Raw genomic sequence first — 14,944 nt, 5'->3', positions numbered from 1 at the left:
TCGCTCATCGGGATGCCGCGATCGCGGTCAACGCCGCCGAAGCGGCAACAAAGCCAAACACCGCCGTCACGCCGACCGAGGAGCCAAACCCCGCGCACGCCAGCCCCTGGGGCCCGCTGCGTGGCGGGTGCGCGGCATCGGTGAAGGGCGCCTCGTCGAGGCCGCAGGCCTGCTGCTCCGGCTCGGGGTAACGCAACGGCTCGTCGGAATACACGGCCGGCACGCCGAACGGCTTTTTCGGATCGCGCGGCCAGCCCCAGTGCTTGCGCAGGCCGGAGCGCACCTTGGCCAGCAGCGGGTCCTGTACCGTGCGCGACAGGTCGGCAATCCGCACGCGGGTGGGATCGAGCTGACCGCCGGCGCCGCCGCAGGTGATGATGCGCGCTGCCTGCCGGCGGGCCCAACCGAGCATCCCGATCTTCACGCGTACCGAGTCGATCGCGTCGATCACGTAGTCGTGCCCGGCCAGCAAGGCTTCGACATTCTCCGCTGTGACGAAATCGTCGATGGTGCGCACGCGAATACGGGGATTGATCTGCATCATCCGCTCGGCCATCGCCTCGACCTTGGCGCGGCCGTACTGGTCCCCGAGCGCATGAATCTGCCGGTTGGTGTTCGAGGCGGCGATGTGGTCCAGGTCGATCAGCGTGACCCGCCCCACCGCATTCCGCGCCAGCGCCTCGGCGGCCCAGCTGCCGACCCCGCCGATGCCGACCACGCAGATGTTGGCCGCCTCCAGCCGCGCCAGGCCCGCGGCGCCATACAACCGCGCCACGCCACCGAAGCGGCGGTCGTAGTCGTCATCGACTGGGGTCGGCGGCGCCGGCAGCGGTTCGGCCGGCGTCATTGCGGAGAAAGCGGCAACGTCGCCGGGGCGATCGTTGCGGAAGTCGTCTTGCGCCATGCAGCGGGTACTCGGGACAGCGGCCGGCCCGCAAGGGGATGGCCGCAGCGTGGGGAATTGAAGAATCGGCTGGCATCGATGTCAGCCAGTGGCGGACAGGAGGCCCGGAGGTGCCAAATATACAATAGCCTCACGATGGTCCGCATGTCGCCTGGCTGCCGGCACCAGCAGGTCAGCGCGGCGACCAGGAGTTCCAATTCATGTCCCTGCGCATGTCCCTGCGCCGCAAGGTACTGCTCATCAGCGCACTGACACCCGTCGTGCTGATTGCGGCAGTGGTGATCTTTATCCTCGTCTTCGACTGGAACCGGCTCAAGCCGTGGCTGAACCAGAAAGTCAGCGATGCCATTGGCCGCCCCTTCGCGGTCAACGGCGACCTGGTGCTCACATTCCGCCGGCCCGAGAACGAGGCCGGCTGGCGCAGCTGGGTGCCCTGGCCCCGACTGTCGGCGCGGGACATCACCGTGGGCAACCCGGAATGGGCCGAGCAGCCCAACATGGCGACAGCGCGCGAACTGATCTTCGTGCTGCGGCCCCTTCCCCTGATCACCCGCACGATTTCGCTGCCATCCGTCACTGTCGACGGGCCGGCCGTCTGGCTGGAACGGCTGGCCGACAAGCGCAACAACTGGACCTTCCCGAAGAAGGAAGACGAAGAGCCATCGCGCTGGCAACTGGACCTGGGCGAGATCGTGCTGACGCGCGGCAACCTGTCGCTCGACGATGCCGCCAGCAAGATCCAGCTGCGCGCCAGCATCGACACCATCGACCACGCCGCGCTGTACGACCGCGAGCGTGACGGCCCGCTGACCGGCAGCAGCAGCGCCCCGGCCGCCGCGAGCGCACCGCCGCCGGCAGCCGATGCCGCCAGCACGCCAGGCGCCACCGGCAAGGCCGGCGGCGACGCGCCGTACGGCATTCGCTGGCGCGCCACCGGCCGCTACAACCAGGCCACCATCAACGCCAGCGGCAAGGCCGGCGCGGTGCTGAGCCTGCGCGATGCCAGCCGCCCCTTCCCCCTGCAGGCGGACGTGCGGGTCGGCACCACGCGCGCGCAGATCGAGGGGACGCTGACCGACCCCGCACGGCTGGCCGCGCTGGACCTGCGGCTGCAACTGTCGGGCGAAAGCATGTCTCACCTGTATGCGCTGACCGGCATCGTGCTGCCGGAAACCCCGCCCTACCGTACGGAAGGCCGGCTGGTGGCCAATCTGGAGAAAGGCGCGTCCGTCTTCCGCTACGAGAAGTTCACCGGCCGCGTCGGCAGCAGCGATCTGTCGGGCACGCTCGGCTATACCCAGCGCGAGCCGAGGCCGCTGCTGTCCGGAGAACTGGTGTCCAGGCAGCTGCGGTTCGCCGACCTCGCGCCGGTGGTCGGCACGGAGTCCAAGCGCGACCGCGCCGATCCCTCCTCCCCGGTGGTCAAGCAGCCGGCCAACAAGGCGCTGCCGGTGGCGCCGTTCCGCACCGACCGGTGGGACAGCATCGACGCCGACGTGCGCTTCACCGGCCAGCGCATCGTGCGCGACGAGGACCTGCCGATCACCGACCTGCGCACCCATATCAAGCTGCAGGACGGCGTGCTGCGGCTGGACCCGCTCAACTTTGGCGTGGCGGGCGGCAACCTGGTATCGACGCTGCAACTGAACGGCAAGCGGGAGCCGATGGCCGCGACCATCGACATGACCGCGCGGCGCCTGAAGCTCAAGCAGCTGTTCCCGGACCTGGAGTCGATGCAGGCCAGCGTCGGCGAGGTCAACGGCGCGGCCAAGCTGTCCGCGACCGGCAATTCGGTGGCCGCGCTGCTCGGCTCGTCCAATGGCGAGGGACGGCTGCTGATCGAGAACGGCACCATCAGCAAGTTCCTGCTCGAAGCGATGGGGCTGAACGTAGGCAGCGTCATCATCGCCAAGCTGTTCGGCGACAAGCCGGTGCAGATCAACTGCGGCGTGGCCGATTTCACCTTCACCGACGGCATGGCGCGCGCCCGTACCTTCGTCGTGGACACGCAGGACGCGGTGATCAATGCCACCGGGGTGGTCAACCTTGCCAACGAGCAACTGGGCCTGACCATCAACCCGGACTCCAAGGGCCTGCGGCTGTTCTCGCTGCGCTCGCCGCTGTACGTGGGCGGCACGCTGAAGAACCCGCGCGTCAGTCCCGATATCGGCGTGCTGGCCCTGCGGGCCGGCGGCGCGGTCGCGCTGGCGCTGCTTGCACCGGTGGCCACCGTCGTGCCGCTGATCGACCTGACGCCGGAGGAAGACAGCCAGTGCAGCAAGCTGCTGGCAGAGCTGCGCAAGCGTCCCACCGCGCCGCCGCCGGGCAAGACCTATCGCGGCCGCCCCGCCGACGCCAGCGCGCCGGCCGCGGCGGGCAAGACCGAGCCGGGAGCTCAGGGCGGGCAAGGGCAGCAGGGCACGGCCGGGAAGACCGCCCCCGTGCCCGACAATGCGCCCGCAGGCGGGCAAGGACGCACCTCGGACCGCAACTCCATGTTCGGCGGCGGTTGAGGCTCCCGCGCAACACCGGCCCTCCCTTCCGACGGTGGCCGGCGCGTCTGGTGCGGCAACGCAACACTTGGTGCGCCGCTGCACCAACTTTGCGCCGCCTTTGCCCTGGACCGTTGTGCAATGTTCACAACGGTTTCATAATTAAACGGCCATTTACATTGAAGCCGGCACCGGAAGGCGCCGCTCGATGTGACGCTTGCCCGGTTCCCGCCCCCTCGAACCGGCCTCTTGCCCCTCCTCCGAATCCGAACCCGCGCATGACGCCGACACCCGCCGCCGCCCTGCCGATCAGCGTGCTGATCGCGCTGACGGTGTGCAACCACGTTGCGTTCAACGCCAGCCGGGTCGTCGTCTCGCTGTTCGCGCTGTCCCTGAAGGCCTCCCCGCTGACGCTGGGCCTGTTGATGTCGCTGTACGCCCTGTTGCCGATGGTGCTGGCCATCCACGCCGGCCGCCGCATCGACGAAATCGGCCCGCGGCGGCCGATGACCGCCGGTTCGCTGATGGTGGTGGGTGGCACGCTGCTGCCGGCCCTGTGGCAGAGCGTCAGCGCGCTATACCTGTCGTGCGCGCTGATCGGCGTCGGCTTCATGCTGGTCCAGGTCGCGATGCAACTGCTGATCGGGCAGATCTCCACCGACCAGACCCGCTTGCGCAATTACACCTGGCACGCGCTGGGCCTGTCGGTGTCCGGCACGCTCGGTCCGGTGGTGGTCGGCTATGTCATCGAGCACGCCGGATTCCGGCCTGCGTTCCTGGTGCTGGTGGCGGTGGCGCTGATCGGCCAGGTGGGGCTGCGGCTCGTGCACGACCGGCTGCCGGCCAGCGGGGCCCGCGCGGCGCAGCGCGCCGCCGAGGACGGCAGCCGTCGCTCGGCGCTGGATCTGCTCTTCTACCCGGAACTGCGCGCGGTATTCGTCGCCAGTGCCGTGCTGTCGGCCGCCTGGGACCTGCATGCCTTCCTGATTCCGATCCAGGGCACGCGCGTCGGCCTGTCGCCCTCCTCGATCGGCTGGGTGCTGGGGTCGTTTGCCATCGCCACGCTGGCGATCCGCATCGCCATGCCGCTGATCGCGCGGCGGCTGTCGGAATGGAAGATCATCCGCGCCGCGCTGATGGTCGGCGGCTTCGCCTACTTGCTCTACCCCTTCGTTTCCCAGTTCTGGCTGATGTGCTGCCTGGCGTTCCTGCTCGGCCTCGCGCTGGGCAGCGCGCAGCCGAACGTGATGAACATCCTGCATAGCGCCTCCCCCTCGGGTCGCGCGGGCGAAGCCCTCGGCTTGCGCTCGGCGGTGTTGAACACCAGCCAGGTGGTGTGGCCGCTGACCTTCGGCGTGGTGGGCACGGCGCTCGGCATGCTGCCGATCTTCCTGTCGATGGCCGGCGCGATGGGCATGGCGGGCTACTACTCCCGGCACCAGGCGCGCAAGCTGCAGCCGCCGGGCTGAGCGACCTGCAAGCGGCGCGACTGCGCCAGCGCAAGGGAAAGCGGCATCGCGTTCGCTATACTCGAAGGCAGTGCCGCGCACAACGCCGCCAGCGTGGACGCCAGCCAATCCGAACGACTCCCTCACGCCGTGCCATGACCCAACTCGCCGACCTGCGCCGTTCCTATGTTCTCGGTTCCCTGACGGAGAACGACGTCGCCGCCGATCCGATCGACCAATTCCAGCGCTGGTTCGACGAAGCGCTGAACGCCAAGTTGCCCGAGCCGAACGCGATGACGCTGGCAACCGTCAATGCCGACGGCCAGCCCTCCGCGCGCATCGTGCTGCTCAAGGGTCTCGATGCCCGCGGCTTTACCTTCTTCACCAACTACCAGAGCCGCAAGGGCCTCGACCTGGACGCCAATCCGCTGGCGGCCCTGCTGTTCCATTGGGTGCAGCTGGAGCGCCAGGTGCGCATCGAAGGCCGGGTACAGAAGGTCAGCGACGCGGAAAGCGACGCTTACTTTCTGTCGCGCCCGCTGGGCTCGCGGCTCGGTGCATGGGCGTCGGAGCAGAGCGCGGAGGTGCCGGATCGCGCCTTCCTGGAGCAACGGGAGGCGGCCTTTCGCGAGCGCTTCGGCGACGATCCGCCGCGCCCACCGCACTGGGGCGGCTACCTGCTGGTGCCGACCCGCGTCGAGTTCTGGCAGGGCCGGCCGTCGCGGCTGCACGACCGCATCGTCTATCTGCGCGAGCCCAATGGCGCGTGGCGGATCGCGCGTCTGTCGCCGTAAGGAGTCGCCCGCCGGCCACAATTGCAGTGGTGGCTGTCGTTTGCCCGGCACAGGCCACAGCATCGCCGACCGCTTTGGCGTATAAAGCACCAACGGGGCGCGAAAGCAGTTCAAGTCGTTGTTTCGAGAAGTATGCCGCCATTCATCGGGAGGAAGCCGCATGTTTTTCAAGCAAGCACTGGACACGCAACTGGACCGCTGGATCGCGGGCATGCGCGAGCAGGCCGACCTGCCGGTCAAGCTGCGTCTGTGGGATGGGCACGAGTATTCGCTGGCGCGCAGCACCCAGCCGGCGGTCACGCTGACCGTGCGCGAAGCGGCCGCGCTGCCGCTGCTGCTCAGCCCGACCCTGGACAACCTGGGCGAGGCGTATGTCCAGGAAAAGATCGACGTCGACGGCAGGCTCTCGGACATCATCGAGGTGGCCTACGGCCTGTCCAGCGCGACCAGCAAGCTGGCCGGCAGCGCCATCGCCCGCGTGGCAAGGCACTTCTCGCACACCCGGCAGGAAGACAAGAAGTCCATCGAGTACCACTACGACGTCTCGAACGACTTCTACCGGCTGTGGCTGGACCCAAACATGGTCTATTCGTGCGCCTACTTCGAGCACGGCAACGAAGACCTGGCCACCGCCCAGCTGAAGAAGATCGACCATATCCTGACCAAGATCCGCCTGCAGCCGGGCCAGACCCTGCTCGATATCGGCTGCGGCTGGGGTGCACTGGTGCTGCGCGCCGCGCAGAAATTCGGCGCGCGCTGTGTCGGCATCACGCTGTCGGAAAACCAGTTCGCCCTGGCGACCGAACGCGTGCGGGAGGCGGGCCTGTCGGACCGCATCGAGATCCGCCTGCAGGACTATCGCGACGTTGGCGGCACCTTCGACCGCATCACCAGCGTCGGCATGTTCGAGCATGTCGGCAAGGACAATCTGGTCCGCTATTTCTCCCGGATGTGCGAGCTGCTGGCCGACGACGGGGTGGCCATGAACCATGGCATCACCACCCCGGATGCCGACAACGGCAAGGAGCCGATGGACGGCGCGGAGTTCATGAATCGCTATGTGTTCCCGCAAGGGGAGCTGCCGCATATCGGCCTGGTGCTCGATACGCTCAGCAAGGGCGGGCTGGAGGCCTTCGATGTCGAGCTGCTGCGCCGGCACTACGCGACGACGTTGCGGCATTGGGCCGACAACTTCGAGGCCAGGGGCGACACCATCCGCGAGATGATCGGCGAGCGCAAGTACCGCATCTGGCGCGTCTACCTGGCCGGTTGTGCGCAGGCCTTCGAAGGCGAGAAAATGTCGATCTATCAGGTCGTCTGCCACAAGGCCAGCCGCCGCGCCAGCACCTTGCCGTGGTCGCGCCGCTATATCTACGAGACGACGCTGGACTGACATCGATACCTGGACGAGGACATTGACCGAGGATTTGTTCGCAGACGTGCCGGCTGACCAGCAGCCGGACAGGCAACAGGCAGACGCAGGCGGCAAGGGCCGCACCGGCGCGGTGATGCCGGCCCCGCCCGATCCGGCGCTGATGGCCCTGGCGGCGCGTCTGCCGCGGCATCTGTATCTCGGGACCTCGACCTGGTCCTATCCCGGCTGGAAGGGCATGGTCTGGGCCGGCGATCACAGCGAAAGCACGTTGTCGCGCAAGGGACTGGCCGCCTACTCGCGCCACCCGCTGCTGCGGGCAGCAGGAATCGACCGGGGCTTCTACGCGCCGATTCCGCTGGCCGATTACCTGTCCTACGGGGCGCAGGTTCCCAGCGACTTTCGCTTCGTCGTCAAGGCGCCGGCCAGCGTCTGCGATGCCTGGCTGCGCGCGTCGAACGGCGCCGGGCGACTGCCCAATGCGGCCTTCCTCGACGTGGCCATCGCCGTGCGCGACTTCATCGAGCCGGCCACCGCGGGGCTCGGCGCCAAATGCGGGCCGCTGCTGTTCCAGCTGTCGCCGCTTGGCGCCATGGCTGCCGATGCCGGAGCCTTCCTGGCGCGGCTCGACGCCTTCCTGTCGGCGTTGCCGCCGCTCGATCCGCAGCGCAATCCGCACGCCTGCTATACCGTCGAGCTGCGCGATGCCGCGCTGCTGACGCCGCGCTTCATCAAGCTGCTGAAGGCGCGCGGCGTGCGCTTCGGTTGCGGCGTACGGGAGCGGATGCCACCGGTGGCGCGCCAGGCGTCGGCGCAGGCGCTGCTGGACGAGGGCGCACCCGGTCCGCTGGTGCTGCGCTGGCTGCTGCGCGAGGGCTATGGCTACGAACAGGCCGAGCTGGCCTTCCAGCCTTTCGACAAGCTGCGGGCCCCGGACGACGAAACCGTGCAGGCAGCGGCCGAGCTCGTCGCGGCCACCCTGCGCAACGAGCAGCCGGCCTACGTCATCGTCAGCAACAACGCCGAGGGCTGCGCGCCGCTGACACTGGCGCGGCTGGCCCAGGCCATCGCGCAGCGGCTGTAGCTCGCGCGCGTCGCGGTCAGCTCGCCTCGGCGCGCAGCCGGTGAGCGAAACGCTGGCGGAACTTCGACACCTTGGGCGTGATGACGAACGCGCAGTAGCCCTGTCCGGGGTGGGTGCGCCAGTAGTTCTGGTGATAAGGCTCGGCGGCCCAGTAGGGCTGCTCGGGCTCGATTCGTGTCACCAGCGGTCCGTCGTACAGTTGCTGCGCGGCGATATCGGCCATCACCGCCTCGGCGGTCTGGCGCTGCGCGTCCGAATGGGTGTAGATCACCGAGCGGTACTGCGTGCCGACATCGTTGCCCTGACGGTTCAGCGTGGTCGGATCGTGGATCGCGAAGAAGATCTCCAGGATCTCGCGGTAGGAGATCGCCGCGGGATCGAAGCGCAGCCGCACCACTTCCGCATGGCCGGTCTCGCCGCTGCAGACCTGTTCGTAGCTCGGGTCGTCCACATGTCCGCCGGTGTAGCCGGATTCGACCGCCAGCACGCCCTCGACCTGCTGGTACACCGCTTCGAGGCACCAGAAACATCCGCCGCCGAGGGTGGCGATCTCGCTTTGTGCTGCCCTGTTGTCGCTTGCGTCGGTCATCGCCGCTCCTGAAAGCCTGAATGCCGCCGGGCTGGCGGCCTGACGACCGATGATACCCGCCCGTCCGACGCCTTGCAGGGCCCGGGGTCAGGGAGCGGGCGCCGGACCGCCGTCGCGCCGCGCCGCCTCCAGCATGGCTCGCAGGCGCGGCTTGACCACCTTGCCCAGCGCACTCTTGGGCAGCGCATCGACCAGCACCACCTCGCGCGGCAGCTTGAAGCGGGCGATCCGTGCCGACAGCGCCTCGCGTATCGCCTCGGGCTGCAGCCGCGCCGGATCGGCTCCGCTCGCCGGCACGATCGCGGCGACGGGCACTTCGCCCCAGCGCGGATCCGGCAGCCCGACCACGGCGCATTCACCGACCTCGGGCAGCACCACCAGTTCGTTCTCGATCTCCGCCGGATAGATGTTCTCGCCACCGGAGATGATCATGTCCTTGCTGCGCCCCACCACCTCGATGCAGCCATCGACGTCGCGGTGCGCCAGGTCACCGGAACGGAACCACCCGTCCACGAAGGCCGGATGCGCCGGGTCGCGCCAGTACCCGCGCATCAGGTTGGGCGCGCGCAGCCAGATCTCGCCGACCTCGCCGTCGGCCACTTCGCTGCCGTTCTCGGCGGTCAGGCGTACCTGCGCCTCCGGTTGCGGCCAGCCGGCATACCCCGGCCGCGCCATCGCCTGATCGAGGCGCAGCACCACGGACACCGGACCGGTCTCGGTGGCGCCATAGATCTGGCCCAGCGGCACCCCGCGCGCATGAAAGGCGTCGATATAGGCGAGCGGTATGGTCGACGAGCCGGCCATCACCCCGCGCAGCGAGGACAGGTCGGTGCCCGGCCACGCCGGGTGCTCCAGCACCGCCCGCAGCGTAGCGGGCACCATCAGCGACAGCGTCGGCCTGGCGTGCGCCACCGCGTCCAGCCAGTCGGCCGGCGCAAAGCGTTCGTGCAGCGTGACGCGGGCGCCGGCCAGCAGCGCGGGCAGCGTCTGGATGCACAGGCCCCCGACATGGAATAGCGGCAACGTGCTCAGGACATGGTCGTCGCCCGTCATCCCGTGCGCCCACCAGCTGGCGCGGGCATTGGCCAGCAGCGCCGCCTGCGTATGCAGCGCCCCCTTCGGCTGCCCGGTGGTGCCGGAGGTGTACACCAGCAGCACCGGTGTATCGTCCGGCATCGGCCCGGGGTCCGGGTCGGCTGGCGCGGCGCGGTCGATCAGCCGGTCGATATGCGCGTGCGCCGGTGCCTGCGGCAATGCGGCCGGCACCATCGTGCCGGCGATCGGATCGGCGAGGATCTGCGCGGCGCCGGCGGCGGCGGCCTCGCCCAGTTGCATGCATACCGCATCGGCCAGCCCGGCGTGCGCGTCGTCGTGGAAGATCGCCCGCACGCCAGCATGCGCGGCGATCGTGGCCAGTTCGGGCACGGCGAGCCGGTAGTTCAGCGGCAGGAAGATCGCCCCGAGGCGAGCGCAGGCGAACAGCATCGCCAGCTGCAGGTCGTGGTTGAAGCATAGCGTCGCCACGCGGTCGCCCTTGCCGACGTCCCAGGACGCAGCAAGGTGGGCAGTGACGCGTTCGATGCGGCTCCACAGCTTGCCGTAGCCGATGGTGCTGCCCTGGAAGTCCAGCGCCGGGCGCAACGGCTCGGCCAGTGCCAGCGCATGCAGCGGCTTGAGCAGCGCGCCGAGACGGTCCGCTCCGATGTGGGGCGGCCCCCCGGCGCCGCGGCCCCGCTGCTTGCGCGCCGGCCCCGCTGCATCGCCGGAGGGTCGATCTGCCATCGTCATTCGTCGCGCTCGCCCGGCTCGTACAGCGTTTCCCGCCCCATCCGGTCGAGGATCAGCTCGGCCGTCCACGGCAGCATCAGCGCGCCGCAACGCGAATCGCGATACAGCCGTTCCAGCGGCAGGTCCTTGAGCATCGACTGGCCGCCACAGGTGCGGATCGCCAGCCGGGCGATATCGTTGGCGCCCTCCATCACGCTGTAGTGGGCGGCGTACAGGCGCAGACGCTGGTCGCGCGACGGATTGGGGCCGGCTTCATGGATCGCCCGCCAGAACAGCGAGCGCATCGATTCGAGCTGGATGCGCATCTGCGCCACCGCGATCTGCTTGGTCGGGTACATCCGCCGCTTGACTGGCGGCTGGCCCGGCACCTCGCCGCGCAGGTACTGCACCGTGAAATCGTATGCGGCCTGCGCGATGCCCAGGTAGGTCGGCGACAGCGTGAAGAACATCGCCGGCCACGTCTGCGCGGCCTTGTAGTAGACCCCGCGCGGCATCAGCTGCTCGTGGTCGGCGACGAACACGTCCTTGAGCAGCAGCGTGCGCGACACCGTGCCGCGCATGCCCATCGGGTCCCAGTCGCCCGTCACCGTCACGCCCTCGGCGCTGGCGGGCACCGCGATATAGAGCGTGTCGCGCATGTCGGGATGCTGGTCGCCGCGGTCCTCGGTGCAAAGGATGCCGTAGTAATCGGCCGCGCCCGACAGCGAGGCGAAGATCTTGCGGCCATTGAGCACCCAGCCGCCCTCGACCTTGCGCGCCGCGGTACCGAAGGGCGCCTTGCCGGCGGCCGCGGCCGATCCTTCGGAAAACGGCTGCGCGTAGACCGCGCCGTCGCGCACCACCCGCTCGAAATGCAGGCCGCGGCGCGATGCATGCTCTTTGCGCTGCTCGGGCGTCATCGGGATGCCGTCGGCCAGCACGCCTGTCCACATCGTCGAGCAGATGTGCATGTTGTAAGTCAGCGCGGTGGCGCCGCAGAAGCGGCCGATCTCCGCGCCGATCATGCAATAGGTGGCGAAATCCGCGCCCTGCCCGCCGAATTCGCGCGGCACGCACAGCGCCAGCAGGCCGGCCTCGCGCAGGTCGTCGTAGTTGGCGAAGGGGAAGCTGGCCTCGCGGTCCCACTGCGCCGCCCGCGGCGCGAAGCGCTCGCGGCCCAGCCGGTTGGCCAACGACAGCAGGCGCGCCTGCGCCTCGGTGAAATCGGCCTCGCCAACGGCCGGAATGAAGTCGAGCTGCATCGGGGTTCCTCGCAAGGGCGGCTGTGCCGATCGGAGCGTTCGGTCAGGCCGGCGTGGTCATCACAGCGGAAAGCGGCGCTGCAGGAAGTCCAGCAGCGCGGCATTGAACAGGTCCGGCCGTTCCATGTTGGCCAGGTGGCCGACGCCTGGCAGGCACCGGTATTCGGCATCGGCGATGCGCGGCGCCATCCGCTCCATCACCGCCGGCGCGGCATTGCGGTCGTGCTCGCCCGCCAGCAGCAGCACCGGCACGGCAATGCGGCCAAGCGCCTCGCGCCGGTCGAAACGCACCAGCGCACCGAGCGCGGCGCGATAGGTCTGCGGCGGCACGGCCGCCATCACCGAGGTGGCCAGCGCCACTCCCTCGGCCGGCGCATCGGGCGCCACCATGCCGCGCACCAGGCTGGCGGCCAGCGACGCCATGCTCTGCCCCGCATCCAGCGGCGCGGTGCGGGCGGCGACGAACTCCTGCTGCCAGTCGCCATCCGGCTTGCCGAAGGCGGCCGACGTGCCCGACAGCACCATGCCGTCGATCCGCTCCGGCGTGGCCGCGCAGGCTTCCTGCGCCACCATGCCGCCCATGCTGTGCCCGAGCAGCACCACGCGGCGGCCCTGCTGCCGCTCGGCATCCAGCACGGGCACCAGCGCCGCCGCCAGTGCGGCGAAGTCGTAGGGGTCGATCAGCGGCGAGTCGCCGTACCCGGGCATGTCCCACGCCACCGCCCGGTAGCCGCACGCGGCCAGTGCGGCGAGCTGTCCGGGCCAGGCCGCCTTGCCGCCGCCGATCCCGTGCAGCAGCACGAGCGCCACCGGCCCGGTGCCGGCGGTCAGGGTGGCGATGCCGTTGGCATGGCGCTGCAGTTGGGGAGAGGGCAAGGCGTCCGGATCGGTTGGCATGGAAGCGTGTCTCGTGACGGAAGGGAAGGCGTTGACGTTACCCCTGGGCGCCCGGCTCCACCAGCTGGCCCTGATCGACCTCGTTCACGCCATCGAGCGCGACCGTGCAGTTGCGCAGCGGCAGGTCGAAGTGGCCCAGCGTGTGCCGGCCCGCCACCTCGTTGGCGCCGGTCGAATAGAGGAAGTTGCCGGCGAAGGCGCGCAGCTCGGTGCCGTTGCAGTCGCGCTTGTCGTAGAAGGCCAGCGCATCCCAGCGCGCGCGCCGGTTCAGCCCCCAGCCGACATGCGACACCGCATAGGCGGCCTGGCTGCCCTCGCGATCCGCCCACGCCGCGTAGTACCCGCGCATCATCTCCGCATCGACGCCGCTGCCCTCGATGGCGACGATATGGTCGTTCTCGATCTGGCAGACGATGCGGTCGCGCAGATAGGTCTTGAAGGTCAGGTTGACGTCGCCCGGCGCCAGCACCAGCGTGCCGCTGACCTGACCGGCGCCGGGGAAGGCCAGGCATAGGCCGCCCGGCCAGTGGGCGACCTGGCCTGGCTTGTTGCAGTAGCCCCAGACCCCGCCGACGCGGGCGCCGTCCAGGCCGATCTGCAGCGACGTGCCGGCGGCGGAGCTCACCTGCATCTGGCGCGCACCGCGCAGCCGCCGCATTGCCGCCCGGACCGTGCTTTCCAGCTGGGCATCGGGCAGGCAGCGTTCGAGGATTTCCGGATGTTCGTTGCTGATCATCAGCAGGCGGGGCACCACGCCGTCGGCGCCCGCCAGAATGCGCGGCAGCTCTGGCGCATGCAGCAGGCCCTCCACCGTGCAGTCGAGTACCAGCTGGCAGCGCGACAGCGCCGCGATCACCGGCTCCAGCTGCTGCAGCGCGTCGCTGGCCCCGGTCGAGCGCACCGGCGCCGGCACGTCGAGCGCGGGCGTCGGCACGCGCAGGCGAACGGGCGTCGCTCCCATCGCCTGCACCGCCAGGTCGGCCAACTCCACAAGGACTTGTCGGGATTGCGACTCCGTTACAATCCCTACCACATCGCCGGGCGCCAGCGCGCAAAGCTCCAGCGTGCGGCGAAAGGCCGCCAGCCAGCGATGTTCGATCTGCTCGAGCAGCATGTCTCTCCTCCTGACGGCGCGGCCCGCCGGACACCGGGCATGACTGTTGCGGGTTTCGGGCAGTCGAGAGAGAACGGCGCGCCCGACGCCGCCGCCAGCGCAATGGCCGCGGCGCTTGTGATTCCCCCGTCTGGCGCCAATAATATATGAAATTTCATGAAATTCAGTGGTGCCTCAGCTATGGGATTGCCTGACACCAACCCGTCCCGCCAGGGTCAGGCCGCCGCGCCCGACTTCGATGCCCGGCACTTCCGCCGCGCGCTGTCGCAGTTCGCCACCGGCGTAACCGTGATCACCACACGCGGGATCCGGCAAACGGCCGGCGACCCGCCGTTCGTTGGCGTCACCGCCAGCTCGTTCAACTCGGTCTCGCTGGACCCGCCACTGGTGCTGTGGAGCATGGCCACCAGCGCCAACAGCCTGCCGATGTTCCGCGGCGGTTCGCACTACATCGTCAACGTGCTGGCCGCCACGCAGCTGGACCTGTGCCAGCGCTTCGCGACGCTCAAGGGAGACCGCTTCGCCGGCGTCGACTACCGGCTGTCCGAGACCGGCCTGCCGATCCTGGGCAATGCGCTGGCCTGGTTCGAATGCCACAACCGCAGCCGCTATGACGAAGGCGATCACGTGATCTTCGTCGGCGAAGTCGAGCGCTGCGGCATTCGCGAAGGCGGCGGGCTGCCGCTGATCTTCCAGAGCGGCGAGTTTTCCACCATCTGTCCGCTGCGCGACTGAGCGGCGCGACAGCACAGCGGCGGGCGGGCACGGACCGACCATGACCTTCGTCGACGGCTACCTGCCCTATCTGCTTGCGCGAGCCAGCCACCTGATCTCCGGCGAATTCCATCGCAAGGTGGAGGCGGCGGGCCTGAGCGTGCCGGAATGGCGGGTACTGGCCACGCTGGCCGACCGCGAGGCCTGCACGGTGGGCACGCTGGCCGACATCACGCTGACCAAGCAGCCGACGCTGACCAAGCTGATCGACCGCATGCAGGCGGACGGGCTGGTGGTGCGTCATCGCGGGAGCGCGCCGGATCGCCGCCATGCGCTGGTGTCGATCACCGACAGTGGCCGCCAGCGCGCGCAGCCGCTGCTGCAGCAGGCGGCGGCGCACGAAGCCCAGGTGCTGGCCGCCTTCGGCGGCAGCGACAGCGAACGGCTCAAGCAGACGCTGCGGCGGCTGATCGCACTGCACGCCGGCACCACGCGCTAGCTCCCTCC

General features: G+C 69.4%; 13 protein-coding genes. 7 read left to right on the top strand and 6 right to left on the bottom strand.

What is annotated here, in order from left to right; all coding sequences use genetic code 11:
• Positions 1–4: 4 nt before the first annotated feature.
• Positions 5–847, bottom strand: a complete 843-nt coding sequence (locus tag K6V06_RS14445) for a ThiF family adenylyltransferase (protein WP_222244582.1) — start codon at positions 845–847, stop codon at positions 5–7.
• Positions 848–1,116: 269 nt separating this feature from the next.
• Between K6V06_RS14445 and K6V06_RS14440 the strand changes: the two genes are divergently transcribed.
• The 5 genes from K6V06_RS14440 (at position 1,117) to K6V06_RS14420 (ending at position 8,094) form a co-directional block, all read left to right on the top strand.
• On the top strand, positions 1,117–3,417 hold the full coding sequence (locus K6V06_RS14440) for an AsmA family protein (protein ID WP_222244580.1): 2,301 nt from the start codon (positions 1,117–1,119) through the stop codon (positions 3,415–3,417).
• Between the two features lie 257 nt (positions 3,418–3,674).
• The gene (locus K6V06_RS14435) at positions 3,675–4,865 is read left to right on the top strand and encodes an MFS transporter (protein WP_222244481.1); all 1,191 of its coding nucleotides are present in this window, start codon (positions 3,675–3,677) and stop codon (positions 4,863–4,865) included.
• Positions 4,866–4,999: 134 nt separating this feature from the next.
• Positions 5,000–5,638, top strand: coding sequence for a pyridoxamine 5'-phosphate oxidase (pdxH, locus tag K6V06_RS14430; RefSeq protein WP_222244480.1), 639 nt, complete (start codon positions 5,000–5,002; stop codon positions 5,636–5,638).
• Between the two features lie 160 nt (positions 5,639–5,798).
• Positions 5,799–7,031 (top strand): cyclopropane-fatty-acyl-phospholipid synthase family protein, encoded by a 1,233-nt coding sequence (locus K6V06_RS14425; RefSeq protein ID WP_222244478.1) that lies wholly within the window; start codon positions 5,799–5,801, stop codon positions 7,029–7,031.
• 22 nt (positions 7,032–7,053) lie between these two features.
• The gene (locus K6V06_RS14420; protein WP_255581858.1) at positions 7,054–8,094 is read left to right on the top strand and encodes a DUF72 domain-containing protein; all 1,041 of its coding nucleotides are present in this window, start codon (positions 7,054–7,056) and stop codon (positions 8,092–8,094) included.
• Between the two features lie 16 nt (positions 8,095–8,110).
• Here K6V06_RS14420 and msrA read toward each other — a convergent pair whose 3' ends face one another.
• The 5 genes from msrA to K6V06_RS14395 all read right to left on the bottom strand — a co-directional run bounded on the left by msrA (position 8,111) and on the right by K6V06_RS14395 (position 13,723).
• Entirely contained in the window at positions 8,111–8,683 is a 573-nt protein-coding gene (gene msrA / locus K6V06_RS14415) for a peptide-methionine (S)-S-oxide reductase MsrA (RefSeq protein ID WP_222244476.1), read from the bottom strand.
• An 87-nt stretch (positions 8,684–8,770) separates the two neighbouring features.
• Positions 8,771–10,465 (bottom strand): class I adenylate-forming enzyme family protein, encoded by a 1,695-nt coding sequence (locus tag K6V06_RS14410; protein WP_222244474.1) that lies wholly within the window; start codon positions 10,463–10,465, stop codon positions 8,771–8,773.
• A gap of 2 nt (positions 10,466–10,467) precedes the next feature.
• Positions 10,468–11,712 carry an acyl-CoA dehydrogenase family protein gene (locus K6V06_RS14405; RefSeq protein WP_222244472.1) on the bottom strand — a complete coding sequence of 415 codons (1,245 nt, stop codon included), beginning with the start codon at positions 11,710–11,712 and terminating at the stop codon, positions 10,468–10,470.
• 60 nt (positions 11,713–11,772) lie between these two features.
• Positions 11,773–12,609: an alpha/beta fold hydrolase gene (locus K6V06_RS14400; protein WP_222244470.1), complete on the bottom strand. Its 837-nt coding sequence runs from the start codon at positions 12,607–12,609 to the stop codon at positions 11,773–11,775.
• 37 nt (positions 12,610–12,646) lie between these two features.
• Entirely contained in the window at positions 12,647–13,723 is a 1,077-nt protein-coding gene (locus K6V06_RS14395; RefSeq protein WP_222244468.1) for a peptidase M29, read from the bottom strand.
• A 180-nt stretch (positions 13,724–13,903) separates the two neighbouring features.
• Between K6V06_RS14395 and K6V06_RS14390 the strand changes: the two genes are divergently transcribed.
• Together K6V06_RS14390 and K6V06_RS14385 are read left to right on the top strand one after the other, a co-directional pair.
• Positions 13,904–14,458 (top strand): flavin reductase family protein, encoded by a 555-nt coding sequence (locus K6V06_RS14390; RefSeq protein WP_222244576.1) that lies wholly within the window; start codon positions 13,904–13,906, stop codon positions 14,456–14,458.
• Positions 14,459–14,498: 40 nt separating this feature from the next.
• Positions 14,499–14,936: a MarR family winged helix-turn-helix transcriptional regulator gene (locus K6V06_RS14385; protein ID WP_222244466.1), complete on the top strand. Its 438-nt coding sequence runs from the start codon at positions 14,499–14,501 to the stop codon at positions 14,934–14,936.
• Positions 14,937–14,944: the final 8 nt, after the last annotated feature.

Origin of the sequence: Cupriavidus sp. AU9028 (genome assembly GCF_019795295.1) — a bacterium.
GTDB lineage: Bacteria > Pseudomonadota > Gammaproteobacteria > Burkholderiales > Burkholderiaceae > Cupriavidus.
The sequence above is the reverse complement of the archived record's forward strand: the minus strand, read 5'-3'. Positions and strand labels throughout refer to the sequence as shown.